This is a genomic window from Paenibacillus sp. SN-8-1 (genome assembly GCF_050995535.1).
GTDB lineage: Bacteria > Bacillota > Bacilli > Paenibacillales > Paenibacillaceae > Fontibacillus.
Genome location: NZ_CP194782.1, coordinates 530194 through 544419 on the forward strand (window position 1 = coordinate 530194; position 14226 = coordinate 544419).

General features: G+C 51.3%; 15 protein-coding genes. 13 read left to right on the top strand and 2 right to left on the bottom strand.

What is annotated here, in order from left to right:
• The first annotated feature begins 559 nt into the window (after positions 1-559).
• From ACRRNK_RS02610 to ACRRNK_RS02625, 4 genes are all read left to right on the top strand, one after another.
• Complete coding sequence (locus ACRRNK_RS02610; protein ID WP_433946779.1) at positions 560-1543, top strand: sulfate ABC transporter substrate-binding protein; 984 nt, start codon at positions 560-562, stop codon at positions 1541-1543.
• A gap of 33 nt (positions 1544-1576) precedes the next feature.
• Positions 1577-2407, top strand: a complete 831-nt coding sequence (gene cysT, locus ACRRNK_RS02615; protein ID WP_433945271.1) for a sulfate ABC transporter permease subunit CysT — start codon at positions 1577-1579, stop codon at positions 2405-2407.
• 88 nt (positions 2408-2495) lie between these two features.
• On the top strand, positions 2496-3356 hold the full coding sequence (gene cysW / locus ACRRNK_RS02620) for a sulfate ABC transporter permease subunit CysW (RefSeq protein WP_433945272.1): 861 nt from the start codon (positions 2496-2498) through the stop codon (positions 3354-3356).
• Between the two features lie 104 nt (positions 3357-3460).
• Positions 3461-3688 (top strand): YezD family protein, encoded by a 228-nt coding sequence (locus ACRRNK_RS02625; protein WP_433945273.1) that lies wholly within the window; start codon positions 3461-3463, stop codon positions 3686-3688.
• 142 nt (positions 3689-3830) lie between these two features.
• Here the strand turns inward: ACRRNK_RS02625 and ACRRNK_RS02630 are convergent, their stop codons facing one another.
• On the bottom strand, positions 3831-4784 hold the full coding sequence (locus ACRRNK_RS02630; RefSeq protein WP_433945274.1) for a hypothetical protein: 954 nt from the start codon (positions 4782-4784) through the stop codon (positions 3831-3833).
• Between the two features lie 179 nt (positions 4785-4963).
• Between ACRRNK_RS02630 and ACRRNK_RS02635 the strand changes: the two genes are divergently transcribed.
• The 7 genes from ACRRNK_RS02635 (at position 4964) to ACRRNK_RS02665 (ending at position 10500) form a co-directional block, all read left to right on the top strand.
• Complete coding sequence (locus ACRRNK_RS02635) at positions 4964-5692, top strand: DUF421 domain-containing protein (protein WP_433945275.1); 729 nt, start codon at positions 4964-4966, stop codon at positions 5690-5692.
• Positions 5693-5713: 21 nt separating this feature from the next.
• Positions 5714-6148: a GNAT family N-acetyltransferase gene (locus tag ACRRNK_RS02640; RefSeq protein ID WP_433945276.1), complete on the top strand. Its 435-nt coding sequence runs from the start codon at positions 5714-5716 to the stop codon at positions 6146-6148.
• Positions 6149-6190: 42 nt separating this feature from the next.
• Entirely contained in the window at positions 6191-7024 is an 834-nt protein-coding gene (locus tag ACRRNK_RS02645) for a sulfite exporter TauE/SafE family protein (protein WP_433945277.1), read from the top strand.
• Position 7025: 1 nt separating this feature from the next.
• Entirely contained in the window at positions 7026-7412 is a 387-nt protein-coding gene (locus ACRRNK_RS02650; RefSeq protein ID WP_433945278.1) for a DUF1634 domain-containing protein, read from the top strand.
• Positions 7413-7571: 159 nt separating this feature from the next.
• A complete protein-coding gene (locus tag ACRRNK_RS02655) occupies positions 7572-8210 on the top strand; it encodes an NAD(P)-dependent oxidoreductase (protein ID WP_433945279.1) in 639 nt (212 codons plus the stop codon).
• A 321-nt stretch (positions 8211-8531) separates the two neighbouring features.
• Positions 8532-8687, top strand: coding sequence for a hypothetical protein (locus tag ACRRNK_RS02660; protein ID WP_433945280.1), 156 nt, complete (start codon positions 8532-8534; stop codon positions 8685-8687).
• A 175-nt stretch (positions 8688-8862) separates the two neighbouring features.
• Entirely contained in the window at positions 8863-10500 is a 1638-nt protein-coding gene (locus ACRRNK_RS02665) for an NAD(P)H-hydrate dehydratase (protein WP_433945281.1), read from the top strand.
• A gap of 413 nt (positions 10501-10913) precedes the next feature.
• Here ACRRNK_RS02665 and ACRRNK_RS02670 read toward each other — a convergent pair whose 3' ends face one another.
• Positions 10914-11816 (bottom strand): SDR family oxidoreductase, encoded by a 903-nt coding sequence (locus ACRRNK_RS02670; protein ID WP_433945282.1) that lies wholly within the window; start codon positions 11814-11816, stop codon positions 10914-10916.
• 211 nt (positions 11817-12027) lie between these two features.
• Here ACRRNK_RS02670 and ssuE point away from each other — a divergent pair, with 211 nt between their 5' ends.
• Positions 12028-12594 carry an NADPH-dependent FMN reductase gene (gene ssuE, locus ACRRNK_RS02675; protein ID WP_433945283.1) on the top strand — a complete coding sequence of 189 codons (567 nt, stop codon included), beginning with the start codon at positions 12028-12030 and terminating at the stop codon, positions 12592-12594.
• 427 nt (positions 12595-13021) lie between these two features.
• Entirely contained in the window at positions 13022-14143 is a 1122-nt protein-coding gene (tnpB, locus tag ACRRNK_RS02680; RefSeq protein ID WP_433943985.1) for an IS200/IS605 family element RNA-guided endonuclease TnpB, read from the top strand.
• The last annotated feature ends 83 nt before the right edge of the window (positions 14144-14226 follow it).

The following is a 14226-nucleotide window of genomic DNA, read 5'->3' on the forward strand; positions in this document are numbered from 1 at the left end:
TTCGCTTGGCGCTCCTGTAATTGTCTACACTGACGCTTGCTCGGTGGGTCCATGATAGCGAAAGATCTTGAACTTTGCTAGGCGGGCAAGTAGACCGCGTGTTTCAGATTCTGTAGTTCGAGCCCGCGTTAGACAGATGAAATTATAACTATAAATTCGCACGCAAAAAACCAGAGCAGGGTTTTCCCTGCTCTGGTTTTTTGCTGTGTGTTTGGACGGTGAAATATTTTAGCGAAGTGACGCAAAAAAGGTTTGACAATATACGCGGCATACAATTAAAATAACAAACATAACTTACTAAACAGGTAGGATTAATTTTAAATTTAGCTTCCAGGTAGTTAAAGATGGAGAAACGCTCTAGAGGACTTGGCAGGCACGAGCAGCCGCTCGGTTTGACACGGGGCACTACAGCGTTTCTTTGTCGTTCACAGAAACTTCTATGAATGAGCAGATGACGCATGAACGGGATCATTTTCAGAGATAAGAATTCAATTAAAGGGGAGTGATAGGAATGAGGAGAGGTTTGAAAAAGGGGATTGTTGTCAGTCTGGTGTTGGCTATGTCTATGGTGACGGCCGCATGCGGATCAAGCTCAGGGAAAAGCGATAATAGCGTGGAGCTGCTGAATGTATCCTATGATCCAACCCGTGAACTCTATGAAAATTACAACAAGGCATTCTCCGCCTACTGGGAGAAAGAGAAAGGCCAGAAGGTTACGATCAAGCAATCTCATGGGGGCTCAGGCAAGCAGGGACGGGCGGTTATCGATGGTTTGAAAGCCGACGTAGTCACCTTGGCGCTGGGTTACGACATTGATGCTATTGAGAAGAAAGGTCTCATTAATAAAGGTTGGCAGAGCAAGTTTGAAAAGAACAGCTCGCCTTATACGTCAACTATTGTCTTTCTGGTGCGCAAAGGCAATCCGAAAGGAATCAAGGACTGGGATGACCTGATTAAAGGGGATATCAAAGTCATTACACCGAATCCTAAGACTTCTGGTGGAGCGCGCTGGAACTATCTGGCCGCTTGGGGTTATGCCCTCCATCATAACAATAATGATCAGAACAAAGCGAAGGAATTTGTTCAGAAGCTGTATCAGCATGTACCTGTCCTGGATACGGGAGCTCGTGGTGCAACAACAACCTTTGTGGAACGTGAGATCGGCGACGTACTCATTGCTTGGGAGAACGAAGCCCTGCTGTCCATGAAGGAGCTAGGTCCTGGCAAACTGGATATTGTATATCCATCCGAAAGTATTCTGGCAGAGCCGCCTGTAGCTGTAGTTGATAAAAATGTAGACAAGAAGGGTACACGTGAAGTGGCAGAGGCTTACTTGAAGTACCTGTACTCTGAAGAAGGCCAGAAGATCGCAGCCGAAAATTTCTACCGTCCGACGTTGGACAGTGTGAAGGAGAAGTATAAGGACACCTTCAAGGATCTTAAGCTGTTCACGATTGATGAGTTTGGCGGATGGGCCAAAGCTCAAGCCGAGCATTTCAGCGATGGGGGCGTATTTGACCAAATCTACGTACCCGGCAAATAATACCGACCGGACAGACGGAGGGGAGAAGTAATCATGAAGACAATAGCTACCAAGCGGGGAGTGCTTCCCGGCTTCGGGCTGACTATGGGCTATAGTGTGCTCTATCTCAGTTTAGTGGTTTTGATTCCACTTTCAGCACTTCTGCTGAACTCTACAGGACTAACCTGGGGGAAGTTCTGGGATATTGCAACGGATGCGAGGGTTCTGGCATCCTTTAAAGTCAGCTTCCTGACAGCTGCGGCTGCAGGTCTGATCGATGCGGTGCTTGGCCTGCTTCTTGCGTGGGTTCTTGTAAGATACGATTTTCCCGGTAAAAGCATATTTGATGCCATGATAGATCTTCCTTTTGCGCTTCCAACGGCCGTTGCCGGGGTATCGCTTACCGCGATCTACTCCGATAAGGGCTGGATCGGCTCCCTGCTGGAGCCGCTGGGTATCCAGGTGGCCTATACGCCGATTGGAATTACGCTGGCGCTTATGTTCATTGGAATTCCATTTGTGGTGAGAACAGTTCAACCTGTTCTTCAGGAACTGGAATCAGAGGTAGAGGAAGCGGCAGCTACGCTGGGCTCGGGTAGAGTCAGAACGTTCTTGGTCGTGGTTCTTCCCCAGCTCTATCCGGCTCTACTGACCGGGTTCGCCCTGGCCTTCTCGCGGGGGATTGGGGAATACGGTTCAGTGGTCTTTATTTCGGGCAACATGCCGATGAAGACGGAGATTGCCCCGCTGCTCATTATGTCGAAGCTGGAACAGTTCGACTATGCGGGTGCCACCGCGGTGGCCCTCCTTCTGCTGATGATTTCGTTCCTGCTGATGCTTGTTATTAATACTCTTCAGCACAGACTACGTAAAACAGCCCGTTAAGGGCCGTAAATTCCAGTATGAGAGGCGGACCTTGCAAGGTTGTAAGGGGCAGCTCAGATGAACATGATTGAAGAAGGAGGAGATAAATATGGCCGGTTCTGTACCTATGACTCCCGGGAGTTCAGTGAACGTAAGAACCAGATCATTAAAGGAGACAGGCTGGGTGAAGTGGACACTTATTGGCCTGGCGTCGCTAGTGCTGTTGTGGCTGATCGTTCTTCCCCTCATTGTTGTGATAACAGAAGCACTGAAGCAGGGCTGGGACGTATATCTAGCGGCTATTGTGGACCCTGATGCGCTGTCCGCGCTGAAGCTGACCCTGCTGGTTGCCGTGATCACGGTACCTTTAAATACGATTTTTGGAGTGGCCGCAGCCTGGGCAATTACCAAGTTCCGCTTCCGCGGCAAGCAGTTCCTGATCACCCTGATTGATCTGCCCTTTGCGGTATCTCCGGTTATTGGCGGTTTGATCTATGTACTCGTGTATGGTGAACATGGATGGTTAGGCGGATGGCTGGACAGCCATGATATACAGGTTGTTTTTGCCCTGCCTGGGATTATACTGGCTACCTTGTTCATCACCTTCCCGTTTGTCGCCAGGGAGCTAATTCCGCTCATGGAGGATCAGGGACAGCAGGAAGAAGAAGCTGCTGTTACACTTGGGGCTAAAGGGTGGACGGTATTCTGGAAAATTACGCTGCCGAATATCAAATGGGGCTTGCTCTATGGCGTTATTCTGTGTAATGCGAGAGCCATGGGTGAGTTCGGTGCCGTGTCTGTCGTATCCGGACATATCCGCGGGGAGACGAACACGCTGCCATTGCATGTTGAAATTCTCTATAATGAGTACCAGTTCTCGGCATCGTTCGCTGTAGCTTCTCTGCTGCTTATACTCGCTTTGGTGACACTGGTGTTAAAAGGCTGGTTTACACGCAAAAATGCGCATTGACGGCAATTTCCATCCTATGGTAACATTAAACAAAGTTAATTGGTCGGAATAGACTGAATAACTAATCGCAGTAAAAGTCCATCGGGAAGAAGGAGGCGCGGACTATGGCCAAACCATTAAAAGTTGACGGCGAGTGGTTGGATCGGATTGCGGGATTACTAAGCGACATGGAGTTTGGTTCTCTGAATATTGTGGTTCATGAGGGACAGATTGTACAGATGGAACGCACGGAACGCAAGCGGTATGAGTCAGGTGCCTCCGGTGGAGCCAGGGTGTCAACAGGCTCCAAGCATTCGCCCAGAGCTTTACGTGAGTCGGGTCGCGGTAGATAGCTTTAGATAAAATAAGCGGAGTATCACTCTGCGAGATATGAAAAAGGTATACAAAAGCCCCGTACTCCGGGCCCCTGAACTTCAAGTCAGGGAATCCGGAGTACGGGGCTTTGTTCGTAAGAACGGGCCGAGACCGTCTCATTTAATTCTTGCTCGCGGCCTCTGTGTCTGCCGGACTTGAGGCTTCGGATTCGTTCAAGGGGCGAGCCTCATTGTCCGCAGCCCCACCGGGAGTATCCAGATGCAGCGTCTGTATGGCCGCGTCATCATAATGGCCGGCGAATGGACGAGCCTTGCGGGGCTTCGTGCCGGTGAGGCTGAAGCCCAGTACGAACAGCAGGAGCTGGACGGCAAGCACGTACAGCGAGGTCTCCAGGCCTGCGAGATGAATCAGCGCCAGCAGGGCGATGAAGATGGAGAGCAGGCGCAGCAGTACGATGCTGCCCCCGGGGCGGCGGTTCTCAAGCAGCACCGGGTAGAGCAGCAGCAGCGAGAGCAGGATGGAGGCGAAGCGCGCCCAGATCGCCGCGCGGGTCCAAGCGGCATCGCTGCCGCCGGCAGCGGCTGCGTCTCCGAGAGCCTGCAGCAGCCAGGCGGTCAGCAGGACCGCGGCTGCCGCGAAGGCGAACGGCAGCAGGGCTCGAAGCTGCAGCCACAGCGAGAGGCCCCAGCCGGGCTGCTCAGCTCTTGAGAGCAGCTTCGCCCGCTCTTCCATGAGCCGGACAGCTTCGCGGTCCAAGGCTCTATGGAGCAGCGGTAGACGGGCTTCGTCCCCGTCTGCCAGATAAGCGCCGATCTGGCCCTGCAGATCGGCGGTCAGGTAAGGCGCGGCTTTGCACGCCTGCAGCCGGTCCATGAGCAGCGCTGACGCATCGGTGTCCGCGCCGCGCTGCTCTAGTGTACGCTGCAGCGGGCCGGCTGCGGCGCTGTAGAGCTCGAGGCTGTGGCGAAGCCGCTCCAGCCGGGCCTGCTCTACCCGCCAGGCGCTGCTCCGCGCCGCGGCATAGAGAGCTATGAAAGTAAGGGCGGTCACGGCAGCCAGATAAGGCCCCGCGGGATGCTGGATCAGCCATGACCAGACTTGCGTAAGAGACACCGGGATATCACTCCTTCGATCAATAGGTAGAAGCCATCCTTGTTAGTCCGTATAGCTTTCTCTACCTCCACTATTGCACAGGAGCGGGATATAATACAAGCGGTCCTTTGATCTCCAGTGGGTATATATATAGCAAGTGCCGGCTGAGCCGGATACCTTGCTCTTATAAATCAGTTATAATGGAGGTTAGAACTGTGGGCTTTGAACAAATTACTTTTAAGCTGCTGATCGGTTTTGTCGGTCTTTGGGCGATGACACGGCTGCTGGGCAAGAAGGAGATCTCCCAGCTCACTCCGTTCGACTTCATCTCTTCCCTTATGTTAAGCGAGCTTGTAGGGAATACCGTCTATCAGGAGGATGTAAAGTTCTCTCATTTACTGTATGCCCTGCTGCTCTGGGCGGTCCTGTCGTTTGTCTTCGAGAAGGTCACCCAATATTTCAAACGGACGCGAGGCTTCCTGGATGGGAAAGCTTCTATTCTGATTCGTCATGGGGAAGTGGACCTGAAGGAGCTGCGCAAGAACAGCCTGGATTTTGATCAGCTGCGAATGCTGCTGCGTCAGCATGATGTGTTCTTTATGCGGGAAGTGGCCTATGCGATCTTTGAAGCTAACGGCACTCTCAGCATTATGAAGAAGTCTGAATATGAGCCGGTGACCCGCGAGGATCTGAACCTGCCAAAGCAGGAGGCCTACTTCTCTTACAGTCTGGTTGAGGATGGGAAGCCGGATTACGAGAGTCTGAAGCTGCTCGGTAAGGATGAGTCCTGGCTTACAGCCGAGCTGCGTAAGTGCGGGTTTGATAAGCTTAGCGAAGTGGCCTATGCCGAATGGACCCAAGATGAGGGGATATATGTGCTGGAGCATCGCAGTGAATCTTTCGTGCTTCCAAAAGATGAGGTGAATTAAATTAAGGGGATGAGTAAAACCATGGATTTAGGACAGCTCGAAGTATACGAACAACCGCCCAAGGTTGCTGAATATCTTGCGCTGCGTTCCCAGGCAGGAATGAACCCAAGAAGCGAAGCAGGTGCTGAGATCGCACTCCGGAATTCTTATTATGCTGTTACGGTCTACTTACAGGGCGAGCTGATTGGGATGGGAAGAGTGATCGGGGACGGCGGCTGTCATATGCAGGTGGTCGATATGGCAGTCAGGCCGGACCTTCAGAGGCAGGGGATCGGCAAAATGATCTTTGGGCGGATTGTTGATTACCTGAAGCGTGAGGCACCGGATAAAACCTTCGTCAGCCTGATCGCGGACGGTCCGGCTGACAAGCTGTACCGGAAGTTCGGATTTGATTACACACAGCCCGAAGGCCAAGGCATGTATATGAGAATCCAATCTGACCGGCTTGTGCCTTAGCAAGGTCCGTAGGGACATTATACATATAAAGGAGCTGCAGACTTGACGAATACAGTCATCGAAATCTTTTTCATTGCTATTCTGGCAGGGGTAGTCGGTTCTGTCCTGGGTCTTGGGGGCGGGATTGTAGTTACACCTGCCTTAACCTTGCTGTTCGGGGTGGATATCAACCATGCGATTGGAGCCAGTATCATCTCCGTTATTGCCACCTCCAGCGGCTCGGCGGTCGCTTATATCAGGGATCGCATCACCAATCTTCGGGTAGGTATGTTTCTGGAGATCGCCACGACAGTGGGAGCTATAACCGGAGCCTTTCTTGGGGCCATCATAGCTCCTAAATTCTTATATGTCATCTTCGCCGTGCTTCTCTTGTATTCGGCTTATGCCATGATTAAGAAAGGCAAACAGGAAATCCCGAGCGGCGTGCCGCTTCATCCTGTAGCCGAGAAGCTTGGACTGCAGGGGGAGTATTACGACAAGGCCATCAAAAAGACGGTGGCTTACAACGTAGACAAAGTACCTCAGGGGTTCAGCGTCATGTACGGGGCCGGGGTGATCTCGGGACTACTCGGAATCGGGAGTGGAAGCTTTAAAGTTATGGCTATGGATGTGTTCATGAAGATGCCGCTTAAAGTTTCAACGGCGACAAGCAATTTCATGATGGGAGTCACCGCGGCGGCCAGCGCCGGGATCTATCTGTTGCGGGGGGATATTAATCCGGTCATCTCAGCCCCGGTTGCACTCGGTGTGCTCATTGGAGCCACAATCGGCTCACGCTTGATGCAGCGGATGAAGAGCAAGACGATCCGCAAGCTGTTCATCCCGGTCATGATCTACGTTGCCGGACAAATGCTGTACCAGGGATGGAGGGGTTAATATGGCGAATCAGACGAAATCAAAAGGAGATGTGCCCAGCCGAATTGCGGATGTAGAGCTGGCCATTAGCAAAATGCTGCGGATCGGAGTAATCGCGGCAGCCGCGGTCATTATTATCGGACTGGTGCAATTCCTGGTCACCGGCGTCAGCGGATATCCGGATGAGACGTATCCACTCGGATTTCGGGCCATCTGGGAAGGGCTTCTGGCTATGAAATCGGTAGCGGTCATTGAGACAGGGCTGCTGATTCTGATTTTGACACCGGTTCTCCGGGTGTTTGTCTCTTTATTTGTATTTTGGCAGGAGAAGGACTACCGGTTCGTTGCCATCACGGCCACAGTCTTTATCATTCTTATCATCAGCTTTATGCTGGGTAAGGCGGGTTAGTTGAGCTGAGCCGGCATTTCCATGAGAGCAAAGTGCATTCCACATGGCTATAAAATCCACTCGAATGCGTTTTGGATTTATCGGTTGGGATAATTATATATATAAGTTGGGTTATTTACATTACCATTCCATTTAAATAGAGAAGGAGCGATACATATTATGAAAATTGCGCTGTATGGAGCTACAGGTACGATCGGTAAAAGCATTCTGGAGGAGGCGCTGCGCAGGGGCCACGAGGTAACTGCCGTGCTCAGAGATATCTCCAAGCTTGAGGGCTTGGATCAGCATGAAAAGCTTCAAGTGAAGACAGGGGATATTCTTATCCCGGATTCCGTGGCCGAGGCGGCCGCTGGTAAGGATGTCGTGATCAGCGCCTTCGGCCCTAAATTTGGCCAGGAGGATGAGCTGTCCGAAGTCGCGCGGACACTCGTTGAAGGTGTGAAGCGCGGGGGAGCAGGACGCCTGATTGTCGTTGGCGGTGCCGGCAGTCTTGAGGTGGCTCCCGGGGTAGCCCTTATGGATACGCCGGCATTTCCAGAAGAGTGGCGCCCGCTTGCACGGGCCCATGCGGAAGCTTACGAGATCTTTCGGGGCTCCGACATCGACTGGACCTATTTTAGCCCGGCAGCCGTGATTGAACCGGGTGAGCGCACCGGGAACTTCCGAATTGGAACGAATCAGCTCGTAACCGATGAGCTGGATAACAGCCGGATATCGGTAGAAGATTACGCGGTAGCCCTGCTTGATGAAGTGGACGAGGGACATTTTGTACGAGGACGATTCACCGTCGCTTATTAATTTCCTGAAGCTCAGCACATTGGGAACTCACTGCATGATCATTGAGGATTGAACCAAGCGGCAGGAACGGGAGAACTCTTACGGTTAGGCTCGAACCTGTGTTAGGGAGTCCCTCATATAATCTCGGGCAATAGAATGACAGACAAGGGCAGGGGCTTTGGCTTCCTGCTCTTTGCTTTGTGCTCCTGGCCTCAGACTGAGGCCTGCTTGCTTCTTGCTTTGTTATACTTATCGGGTAGAGCCTTGAAGGGCGAAATGGAAGTAAGGTACGCTTGTACCGGTGGCCCTTGCAGTCGGGCGGGAGTTGATTAGTGCGGCGAATTGATTATAGCCGATCAGACATCCATGCATGCCCTGGACCACTCATCGTGGGTACAGGGAGCAGTGCAGATGATGTACAAAAAGACGGAAGGCCTCCCTGCTGTGAATGCTCAGGTTCTAAGAAGTATTCAGCTACAATTGGGTAATGTGGAGTAGGGGAAGAATTGATTAATAAGAATAGTTCAATAAGAATAGTTCAATAAGAATAGTTCAATAAGATTTGTAAATAAGTAGTAATAATCAGTAATCAGTAATCAGTAATCAGTAATCAGTAATCAGTAATCAGTAATCAGTAATCTATCACTTGGAGACAGCAAGGAGGCCTACGGATATGCGGCTTGTGGATGCCAGGCAGATGAGGGAACTGGATAACCGGGCAATACAGGAGATTGGAATTCCGGCTGTCGTCCTGATGGAAAATGCCGGAGTTGCGATCGCGGAGGAAGTGGTAAGGTGGTGTGTGCTCCGTGCGGAACAGCAAGTGCCGGATGAGGCGGAAGGCCTTATAGAGGAAGCCCTGCTGGGAATAGGGCGAAGAGCCGTCCAGAATAGCCCTACCGAAGTTAGGCGGATACTTGAGCAGGAGCACTGGCTTATTCTAATCGGCAAGGGCAACAATGGCGGTGACGGACTGGTTGCCGCACGGCACTTAATGAACGCGGGGATGTCTGTCACCTTGCTCTATGTAACTCCGCACGAACAACTGACAGGGGCAGCAGCAGGGCAAGCGCAGATTGCTGCCGCGTTAAATATTCCGTTAATCGTGTTTGGAGAGCAGCAGCTGAACTATGGAGAATATACAGGCGCCATAGATGCGCTGCTCGGGACCGGTACGTCAGGAGCTCCCAGGGGGAACTATGCGGCAGCCATTGAACAGGTAAATGCGAGTGGGCTGCCGATCGTATCGGCCGATCTTCCGAGCGGGGTGAATGCCGATACGGGCGAGACCTACGAGCCCTGTATCCAGGCCCGGATCACCGTGTGTCTGGCCTTCTTAAAGGCCGGACTTACCCAGTATCCGGGGGCGAGGGCAGCAGGCGATGTCATCGTGAGGGACATCGGTATCCCTGTTAGTCTGGCCAAGACAGGGAGGCCAGGCAGCTTCTTGCTTACGGAAGAGGTGCTGATCCGTGAGCTTGGGGTACAGCCTTCACGCCGGCGTGATCCGGACGGTCACAAAGGCACTTATGGGCACGTGCTGCTGGCCGCAGGCAGCGCGGAGATGAGCGGCGCGGGGCTGCTCGCGTCCAAGGCCGCGCTGCGGGCCGGATGCGGGTTAGCCACTTGGGCGCTGCCCGCCGCCCTGGCACCGCACGTGCTGGGCGCGGTGCCGGAGCTGATGCTGGCACCGGTCGGTGACAGTGCCAGCAAGGGGTGGAGCGAAGCCGCAGCGGGCGAAGTGCTGCGGCTGCTGGAGACGCGCGGCGTGCTCGCGGCAGGGCCGGGGCTTGGCCGCTTCGAGGGCGAGGGCGCATTCCTGCGCGCCCTCTGGGAAGGCGCCCGGCGTCCGCTGGTGCTGGACGCCGATGCGCTGAACATTCTCGCTGCGGCCGGTGGCCCCGCAGCGTGGAAGCGCCGGGATGCGGCGGTGGTGCTTACGCCGCATCCCGGCGAGATGGCGCGCCTTGCGGGCGTCTCTACGGCCGAGGTCCAGCGGGACCGGATCGGCCTTGCCCGCAGGTTCGCCCTTGAGCACGGCGTGACACTCGTGCTCAAGGGCGCGCGCACTGTCATCGCGGCTGAGGATGGCCGCATCTTCGTAGGCACTACAGGCAACCCGGGCATGGCCACCGGGGGTGCCGGAGATGTGCTGACCGGCATGATCGCCGGTCTGCTGGCAGAGGGCCTTACCGCCGTGCAGGCAGCGGCGTTCGGCGTGCATCTGCACGGCCTTGCCGGGGATCGGGCCGCGGCGGCACGGCACAACCCGGCATCTCTGCTCGCCGGGGATATCATTGAACATCTATAGGCTGCTCTAAGCTCAGTTCTTGCAGGAAAAAAACCTATCCGCATACGACCGGATAGGTTTTTTCCTTGCAGACGATATGTCGCTGCCGTCACAAAACAGATTACCTTTCGCATAGAGGATGACCACAGATTAACCGCAATTGTTCCACGAGCAACAATTAATTAACATAATTAACTATTTAGTTCGCCTGCATAAAGTGGTATACATCCAGAAATATAGAGGGGATTATAACCGAGAGTCCAAGTATGATCTTTTACATGAAAGTTGGATATTCTGACTGTATCGATATAAGTTGAGCTTAAGAATTACCCATTGGCAAGAGTGTGAAATGATTCCTTTATATAATTCAATTTTATTGCTGCGAGCATACAATTTGAATTCAGTCATGAGAAAGCACATATCCTTAAATTGAATCAGGTGGTCACCATATCCCCGCCGTTCACATGCATCGTCTCTCCCGTCACATAAGAGGAGTCGTTGCTCGCCAGGTATACATAAGCCGGAGCAAGCTCGTAGGGCTGACCGGCCCGATTCATCGGTGTCTCGGTACCGAAGGTGCTGACTTCCTCAGCCGTGAAGCTGGAAGGAATGAGCGGGGTCCAGATCGGGCCTGGAGCCACCGCGTTGACCCGGATTCCCTGTTCAACGAGTGACAGTGCGAGGGAACGTGTGAAGGACACAATTGCCCCTTTGGTTGAGGAATAGTCAATCAGGTTCTTCCTGCCCTTGTAAGCGGTAATGGAAGCCGTGTTGATGATCGCCGAGCCCCTGCGCATGTAAGGCAGAGCAGCCTGCACCAGAAAGAAGAAGGGAAAGATATTCGTCTGGAACGTATGATAGAGCTGCTGCTCCGTAATATCGAGAATGCTGTTCTGAGGATACTGAACGCCATGATTATTGACGAGAATGTCCAGCTGGCCAAAATGCAGAATTGTCCCGTCAATGACCGAGGAACAGTTCTTCTTGAATCTCAGATCGGTCTCGATAAGAAGACAGCGTCTTCCAAGCTGCTCGATCCGGTTCTTTGTCTCGATGGCATCGGATGTTTCATTCAGATAGGCAATGACAATGTCAGCGCCTTCCTTGGCAAAGGCGTAAGCCACCGCGCGTCCGATTCCGCTGTCTCCGCCGGTAATGACGGCTACCTTGTCTTTTAGCTTACCGCTTCCGCAGTATTCGGGGTTCTCTGATATGGGCCTTGGATTCATTAAGCTTTCAATACCGGGCTGTTTGGGCTGATGCTGGGGAGGGAAGGATAGCTTCTGTTCTATACACACGGTCTTTTTTCCGTAATAAGGATATACAGGGTTAGTCATACAGATAGTCTCCTCTACTGATCTTTGTTTCCTTGCTCATCCATATGCATTCGCCCAGGGGTTGGTTCCTTGGAAAAGGTAAATGGAAAGGGTAGAATGAAAAAGTATAGTCTAAATTGGTTGACAAGCCGCTTACGAATTGGTAGCATTCTTTTTAAAGTATAGTAAGTACATCGGAATTATAAAATTTAAATAGGCAGGTGTATGTAAAATGGCAAAAGTAACGATTATTAACGGTAATCCCTCTTTGACATCCCGTCTCTCCGCGATTATCGGACTAACCGAGGAGCTTCTTAAGAAGGAGAATATTGAGGTGCATCACGTCAATGTGGCCGAGCTTCCGCCAGAGGACCTGATTCATACGAAGTTCGAGAGTGAGGCCATCGTGAAGGCCAATGCGCTTGTGGCTCAGGCGGATGCCGTGATTGTAGCGAGTCCGGTGTACAAAGCTTCTTATACCGGTGTTCTCAAAACCTTCCTGGATCTCATTCCGCAAAAGGGTCTGGCAGGAAAGATCATTCTTCCGCTGTTCATCGGCGGCAGTCTTGCGCACCTTCTGTCGATCGATTATTCCTTGAAGCCGGTATTATCCGCTCTGGGCGCGCGTCATATTCTAGGCGGTGTCTACACCGTGGATACCCAGGTTGCCCGGACCGAAGCCGGGGGCTTTGAGATCGCGGAGGAGCTGCGTACCCGTCTGGAGGAGAACGTGGCTGAACTTGTAAAGGAAACCAACCTTCGTCTGCAGCACAGCGAGCTTCCTCAGGGTCTCTCTTAATCGGCGGCTACCCGTTATTGAGTGAGAGGAAGACAACTCTGTAGAATTCATAAACAGTTACGTATGGTGCCTGATCTTTCTTCGCCGGTGCCCGCGCAAAGACATAAGCTCCTGCCTTCCTGAGAAAGGCTTCGAGCTTATGTCTTTTGTTTATGGATTGAACTAAAGTTTGTGTGATCGATTCTTTTGTATAACAAGTGTCAGCCTTGATCCATGCACTCAATTCTTTAGTTCATTCCATATAGGTTAGGTGTTTTGCTAACTTTGTTGTTTATCGACCTTCCGACAGAATACCCCTTCCTCAAGGAATGTGGAGGGCGAAGCCTAATGAGTAGGGAGGGGATGAATGTCGGTTGGTAATAGCCAAAAATTACCTGAACATGGTATAATGAGAACGTAGGTTCTGGTGATAGTGAGGTGAAACGTATTGTTAGTCAACAAAGCATACAAATTTCGTATCTATCCAACGAAAGAACAGGAACTCCTAATTGCTAAAACATTTGGGTGTAGTCGTTTTGTATTTAATCGTTTTTTAGCACAATGGACGGATATCTTCAAAGAAACAGGAAAAGGATTAACTTACCATTCATGTTCTGTTGAATTGACACAGTTAAAGAAAGAATTAGTCTGGCTAAAAGAAGTGGACAGCATTGCCCTTCAATCCTCACTGAAAAACCTTGCCGATTCGTATACACGATTCTTTAAAAAGCAGAACCATGCACCTCGCTTCAAGTCTAAAAAAAATCCAGTGCAGTCATACACAACAAAGGAAACAAACGGAAATATTGCCGTTGTAGGCAACAAAATTAAATTGCCTAAACTGGGTCTTGTTCGCTTTGCTAAAAGTCGTGAAGTAGAAGGGCGTATTCTTAACGCAACCGTTAGGCGTAATCCCAGCGGAAAGTACTTCATTTCTATTCTTGCAGAAACAAAAGTGCAATCATTAGAAAAAACAGGTTCTTCTGTTGGTGTTGACGTTGGGCTGAAGGACTTTGCTATCCTGAGTACAGCAGAGGTATTCTCTAACCCGAAATGGTTTCGTACACTCGAAGGGAAACTAGCAAAAGCACAACGTATTCTTTCCAGACGTACGAAGGGTGGTTCAAATTGGAACAAACAGCGGATCAAGGTTGCAAGACTCCACGAATGGATCACCCATACAAGAACAGACTACTTGCAAAAAATCTCTACGGATATCATCAAAAACCACGATGTCATTGGCATTGAGACATTGCAAGTCACGAACATGTTGAAGAATCCTAAGTTAGCCAAAGCCATTAGTGAGGTGTCATGGTCGCAATTCCACAAGATGTTAGAATACAAGGCAAAATGGTATGGTAAGCAAGTGATTGCTGTATCTAAAACCTTCGCTAGTTCTCAATTGTGTTCGTGCTGCGGCTATAAAAACAAAGACGTTAAACATCGAAACCTTCGTGAATGGGATTGCCCTTCTTGTAGAGCACATCACGACAGGGATATTAACGCAGGACAGAATCTTAAAAATGAAGCTATAAGACTTCTAACCGTAGGGACTACGGGGATAGCCTAATCAATTAAAAGCCGATAGGCTTTCGTACTTAGGAATCTCCCACTTCAAACGACCCGTAGGATGTTAAGTGGTGAGTAGTTCAA

Coding starts and splice junctions, on each gene's coding strand:
- cysT (WP_433945271.1), top strand. CDS start 1,577: ATGAAGACAATAGCTACCAAGCGGGGAGTGCTTCCCGGCTTCGGGCTG.
- ACRRNK_RS02650 (WP_433945278.1), top strand. CDS start 7,026: ATGGCGAATCAGACGAAATCAAAAGGAGATGTGCCCAGCCGAATTGCG.
- ACRRNK_RS02665 (WP_433945281.1), top strand. CDS start 8,863: ATGCGGCTTGTGGATGCCAGGCAGATGAGGGAACTGGATAACCGGGCA.
- cysW (WP_433945272.1), top strand. CDS start 2,496: ATGGCCGGTTCTGTACCTATGACTCCCGGGAGTTCAGTGAACGTAAGA.
- ssuE (WP_433945283.1), top strand. CDS start 12,028: ATGGCAAAAGTAACGATTATTAACGGTAATCCCTCTTTGACATCCCGT.
- ACRRNK_RS02670 (WP_433945282.1), bottom strand. CDS start 11,816: ATGACTAACCCTGTATATCCTTATTACGGAAAAAAGACCGTGTGTATA.
- ACRRNK_RS02610 (WP_433946779.1), top strand. CDS start 560: ATGTCTATGGTGACGGCCGCATGCGGATCAAGCTCAGGGAAAAGCGAT.
- ACRRNK_RS02635 (WP_433945275.1), top strand. CDS start 4,964: ATGGAGGTTAGAACTGTGGGCTTTGAACAAATTACTTTTAAGCTGCTG.
- ACRRNK_RS02655 (WP_433945279.1), top strand. CDS start 7,572: ATGAAAATTGCGCTGTATGGAGCTACAGGTACGATCGGTAAAAGCATT.
- ACRRNK_RS02640 (WP_433945276.1), top strand. CDS start 5,714: ATGGATTTAGGACAGCTCGAAGTATACGAACAACCGCCCAAGGTTGCT.
- ACRRNK_RS02625 (WP_433945273.1), top strand. CDS start 3,461: ATGGCCAAACCATTAAAAGTTGACGGCGAGTGGTTGGATCGGATTGCG.